The organism is Desulfofundulus sp. (assembly GCF_049701015.1).
In the GTDB taxonomy this organism is placed as follows: Bacteria; Bacillota; Desulfotomaculia; order Desulfotomaculales; family Desulfovirgulaceae; genus Desulfofundulus.
Window position 1 is genome coordinate 1 of record NZ_JBNATZ010000204.1, and the last position, 4418, is coordinate 4418.

General features: G+C 54.0%; 6 protein-coding genes. 5 read left to right on the plus strand and 1 reads right to left on the minus strand.

Annotated elements, in window-relative coordinates; translation table 11 throughout:
* Window positions 1–227: 227 nt before the first annotated feature.
* Both flgM and ACPLUI_RS11420 read left to right on the plus strand, forming a co-directional pair.
* Window positions 228–530, plus strand: a complete 303-nt coding sequence (gene flgM, locus ACPLUI_RS11415; protein ID WP_424660385.1) for a flagellar biosynthesis anti-sigma factor FlgM — start codon at window positions 228–230, stop codon at window positions 528–530.
* Window positions 530–751: a hypothetical protein gene (locus tag ACPLUI_RS11420; RefSeq protein ID WP_424660386.1), complete on the plus strand. Its 222-nt coding sequence runs from the start codon at window positions 530–532 to the stop codon at window positions 749–751. Before flgM ends, ACPLUI_RS11420 begins: the two co-directional genes overlap by 1 nt.
* On the opposite strand, the gene ACPLUI_RS11425 is transcribed toward ACPLUI_RS11420, so the two are convergent.
* Window positions 748–1119, minus strand: coding sequence for a flagellar protein FlaG (locus ACPLUI_RS11425; protein WP_424660387.1), 372 nt, complete (start codon window positions 1117–1119; stop codon window positions 748–750). The genes ACPLUI_RS11420 and ACPLUI_RS11425 overlap by 4 nt on opposite strands.
* A 168-nt stretch (window positions 1120–1287) precedes the next feature.
* Between ACPLUI_RS11425 and ACPLUI_RS11430 the strand changes: the two genes are divergently transcribed.
* The 3 genes from ACPLUI_RS11430 to flgL all read left to right on the plus strand — a co-directional run bounded on the left by ACPLUI_RS11430 (window position 1288) and on the right by flgL (window position 4322).
* Window positions 1288–1785: a flagellar protein FlgN gene (locus tag ACPLUI_RS11430; protein ID WP_424660388.1), complete on the plus strand. Its 498-nt coding sequence runs from the start codon at window positions 1288–1290 to the stop codon at window positions 1783–1785.
* Between the two features lie 31 nt (window positions 1786–1816).
* The gene (gene flgK, locus ACPLUI_RS11435; protein WP_424660389.1) at window positions 1817–3274 is read left to right on the plus strand and encodes a flagellar hook-associated protein FlgK; all 1458 of its coding nucleotides are present in this window, start codon (window positions 1817–1819) and stop codon (window positions 3272–3274) included.
* Between the two features lie 100 nt (window positions 3275–3374).
* On the plus strand, window positions 3375–4322 hold the full coding sequence (gene flgL / locus ACPLUI_RS11440; protein ID WP_424660390.1) for a flagellar hook-associated protein FlgL: 948 nt from the start codon (window positions 3375–3377) through the stop codon (window positions 4320–4322).
* Window positions 4323–4418: the final 96 nt, after the last annotated feature.

Here is a 4418-nt window from a genome sequence, read left to right on the forward strand (position 1 = left end):
CTACCCTCCACCTCTTTTCCCCTGCTACTTTTCCTACAGTAATTTTACTTTAACGATCACCACCTTAAGGCAAAGTTGCCCGGAGGTAGTAATTCATTGTATAATTTCACTGCATAAAAGCTAAAGATTTTTGGGTTTCTTCCGAATTAAAACTTTAGAAGCCAGGCCCACCTGGAATTTATACATTTGGTAGCAGGGAAACCGCTCGAAGAGGGGGTACATGGGCGATGAGGGTTACCAATAATCTTGACCCACGGCAGGTAATGGACGTATACCGGAAACGTCTTAAAATAGAAGAAAACAGTAAGAACGGCAGCCCCAAACATTCCTCACCGGCCGACTCCGTGGAAATCTCCGACCGGGCCCAGGAATTACAGCTTTACCGGGCACATTTAAAGAAGTTTCCTGAAGTCAGGGATGAGCTGGTTCAATCGGTCAGAAAACGGCTTGCGGAAGGTACCTACCTCATCGACCGGAAAAAGGTGGCAGAGGGCATCATGGAAGAGCTCCGGGTGGACAGACATGTGTAATGCCGGGCTACGGTGCGGCCGTGCTGGTCCCGCACCTGCTAAACAGTGTGTCAGGCATGAGCAGTCCGGGGTTGTGGGCTGCATTGAGTGTAACTGTGAAGTTGCACCGCCGGTTTTGGGCCGGCGGTTTTAAGTTGCCGGCAACCGGTTTAAACCTGGCAGCGCCGGCAGCTGAAACTCTTTTTACCGGCCATCCCCCGCACCAGCGGGCCCGGTGCTAAATAAATCTGTCCAGAATCAGGCCCAGCATCTTTTTTACGCTGGCCACAATTTTTAAGACCCACTCCGGTGGGATCTCACGGATTACTTCCTGAGTCTCGGCGTTAATCACCTTTACCATGATTTCTCCGCTCTCTTCATGAAAGACAAACCGCAGCTCCGTGCGATAAAGCTCCATGGTCTCGTTGATCCGGTTGACGGCATCGTGCACCTCCAGGGGGGAGGGTTTGCTGTCTTCCCCTTTTTCCTCCATGGAAAGCGCCTCTTTATCTCTTTGCTCCCCGAGGTTTGGAATATCATTTTTAAAGTTTTGGGACATTTTCACCATGGAGGAAATGTCCGTCCTGCCAACCGGTTCCACCTTACTCATCTTTCATCCTGCCTTTCTCTTGAATAAGGCTTGCTAATTTTTCATTCGTCAAAGGTGACTTAAATTTTAAGGTGACAAAAAAGTTTTTTCGGAAACGAGAAGCTCAAGGATATTCTGTTCCTGCCGAAGTTAAGCGAAGAGACGATTTTTTGATAACGGTGACCGGTTATGCAGGAACTATTGAAAGAACTGATGTCTATTTTAAGTAAGGAACTGGCCGCGCTGGAAAAAATGGTGGCGGCGGCCGAAAAACAAAATGCCGCCCTGCGCAAAAACAGCACAGATTCGTTGAACGAAGCTGCAAGAGAACTGGAATCCCTGGCGCGGCAGATTGAAGAATTGAAGGCGGCCCGCACCAGGGTACAGGAAAACATGGAGCGGGCCTGCGGACTACCTCCGGGGGTACCGCTGGTGGATCTGTTTGCCGCTATGCCACCGGTGTCAGGCAGGGAGGAAGCCCTGAACGTGGTGACGGACCTGCGGGAAAAGGCCCGCAAACTGGCGGAACTGGTCAGACTGAACAATTTGCTGGCTCAAAACGCCCTGCGCTTTTGTGAGCGCCTTTTAAAGGTCATTGCGCCTGTCCCTGCTGCGAAGACATACCTGCCGGACGGTGCCATGAATAAAAGCAACATTGGCTTGTCTCTTATTGATAAGTCAGTATAAATCCGCCAAACAGAAGAGGTGTATTTTTCGTATGCCAGGAACATTCTTCGGCCTGGAAATTGCGCGACGGGGCTTGCAGACCCAACGCATTGCTATGGATGTTACCGGCCACAATGTGGCCAATGCCAACACACCCGGCTACACCCGGCAGGAGGCGGTCATCGCCGCCACCGATCCGTACGCCAACCCGACACTGGGCGGCCGGCTGCTCCCGGGACAACTGGGCACCGGCGTGGAAGCGACCATGGTCCGGCGCATTAAAAACGAGTACCTGGATGTGCAGGCGCGCGACAGCATTTCCTCCCGGGAGTACTGGCAGGTGCAGGAGGAAGTCTTCGGCCGCATTGAAGCCGTCTTCCCCGAACCCGGAGCCAGTGGCATTGCTGACATCCTTACAAAGTTTTTCAATACCTGGCACGATCTCAATAACACACCCCAGGATCCCGGCGTGAAGGCTGCCGTGGCCGAGACGGGCGACGAGCTGGCCACCATGATGCGAGAGGCGTACCAGCAGCTGGACGATATTTCAAAGAGCATTTTAGAGGTCGACCCCAGCGGCAATGTTACCGGCGGCCAGCTCAAAGACCAGGTTGACGCGGTGAATGAAATCCTGCGGCAAATCCGGGAACTAACGGGGTCCATCAAGCGGGTCTACGCCCAGGGCAACCAGCCCAACGACCTCCTGGACAAGCGGGACCTGCTCCTGGATCGGCTGGCGGAGTACGGACCGGTCAGCGTCACTTACCTGACCGATGGAAGTAAGCCGACGGGGGAAGTTGCGCTAACTTTCTTCGGGGTGGATGTCGGCTGTGGGGACGTTGCAGTGGAGTTAAAGCCGGTTATCGGTCAGTCTTCCGGGAAAGTGGAAGAGGTAAATTTGCAGATTGGGAGTCAGCAGAAGCAGATTTCCCTCACCAACTACCAGACAAATTTGCCAGAAGCGGGCAGTTTGGTGGGGTTAGAGGAATCACAAAAGGTGATTGTCGGATACATGGACAAGTTAAACAAGTTGTCCGCAGCCCTGGAAAGCACCATATCCCAAGTACTGGGGCAGTCTTTTTTTACCGGCTCTCTGGCCGGGGGAGATTTTGCCGTTAATTCCACTATTCTGGGGAACCCTGCAGTAATTGATGGTAGCAGAGCACTCTATGTAGCTCGGCTGGCGACTATTGACATGGACGGGCAGACAAAAGACCTGGGCAATGGGGTGACAGTAAATACCCCTGATCTAAGCGGCGCCACCTTCAATGAATACTTCAACGCCCTCCTGGCCGACATCGGCGCCCGCTCCGGCAGTGCATCGGACATGGCTAAAAGCCAGAGTGCCGTCACCGAGCAGGTGGAATCACTGCGCCAGTCCGTGTCCGGGGTCAACCTGGACGAAGAACTTTCCAGGCTTATCCAGTACCAGTACGGTTACCAGGCCAGCGCCCGGGTGCTGACCACCATCGATGAGATGCTGGATTACCTCATTAACAGGACCGGTTAGGAAGCAACATCAGGAGCGATGTACAGGCGTGGAAAGCCCGTGTTGCCGGGCGCCTGTAATGACGGCAAAAAGATAAATCCCTGATTCGGAGGGGAAAACAATGCGTGTCACCCACATGCTGGTAACCCGGCGTACCCAGAACTACATCCAGGATGCCATGCAGAGACTGGCCTGCACCCAGGAGCAAATGTCCACGGGCCGTAAAGTCCTGAGCTTGAGCGACGATCCGCCGGCCCTGAGCCAGCTCCTCAACGTGCACGCGGCTGTGGAACGGAACAAACAATACGAGCGCAACATCACCGACGGGCTGAGCTACCTGGACGGGGCCGACACCGCCCTGGGCACGGCGGGCGAATTGCTGCAAAAAGCCGTGGAATATGCTATCCAGGGTGCCAACGGAACCCTGGAGAAGGACGATATGGCCGCCATCGGCGAGCAGATTGACAAAATGATTGACCAAATGGTGGACATCGCCAACACAACCGTGGGCGGCAAGTACATTTTTGCCGGGACGAAAAACGACCAGCCACCGTTTTGGCGGGATGGCGACAACATATATTACCGGGGCAACCTGGAGCGCATTTCCCGGGAGATCCTGGACCAGGCAAATTACCCCATCGACGTCCCTGCAGTGACACTTGTTGGTAGTAACTCAAATACCCCGGATGGCGTTTTCGGGAAAGTACAATCTTCCAACAACCAGTATGAAGTGGTCGGCGGGGTTTTCCAGGTTCTATTGAATTTAAGAAACAGTTTGAGGTCGGCGGACGCTGCCGGGGTGAACGATTCCATCGGCGCTCTGAACGACCAGCTCGACCACCTTTTGCGCTACCGGGTGCAGGTGGGTGCCCGCACCAGCCACTTCGAGTCGGTGCGCGATCAGCTCCAGGACCAGGAGGTCCGCCTCACCCAGGTGCTGAGCAACCTGGAGGACGCGGACGTGGCCCGGGTGGCCGTGGACCTCTCCCGCCAGCAGCTTTCCTACCAGGCATCTTTGGCAGCGGGGGCAAAAATTTTGGAAACGTCTTTATTAGACTATTTGCGCTGACAAATTTTACACCTACGCAGGTCCCGCTTCAAGAAAGAAGCTGGAACTTCACAGGAAGTTTCCAGCTTCTTTTCTGATTATCCATCTTTTTTAATA

What these genes read in the sequence shown, in the direction of transcription:
- flgM (WP_424660385.1), top strand. Translation starts at nt 228, where the DNA reads ATGAGGGTTACCAATAATCTTGACCCACGGCAGGTAATGGACGTATAC.
- ACPLUI_RS11420 (WP_424660386.1), top strand. Translation starts at nt 530, where the DNA reads ATGCCGGGCTACGGTGCGGCCGTGCTGGTCCCGCACCTGCTAAACAGT.
- ACPLUI_RS11425 (WP_424660387.1), bottom strand. Translation starts at nt 1,119, where the DNA reads ATGAGTAAGGTGGAACCGGTTGGCAGGACGGACATTTCCTCCATGGTG.
- ACPLUI_RS11430 (WP_424660388.1), top strand. Translation starts at nt 1,288, where the DNA reads ATGCAGGAACTATTGAAAGAACTGATGTCTATTTTAAGTAAGGAACTG.
- flgK (WP_424660389.1), top strand. Translation starts at nt 1,817, where the DNA reads ATGCCAGGAACATTCTTCGGCCTGGAAATTGCGCGACGGGGCTTGCAG.
- flgL (WP_424660390.1), top strand. Translation starts at nt 3,375, where the DNA reads ATGCGTGTCACCCACATGCTGGTAACCCGGCGTACCCAGAACTACATC.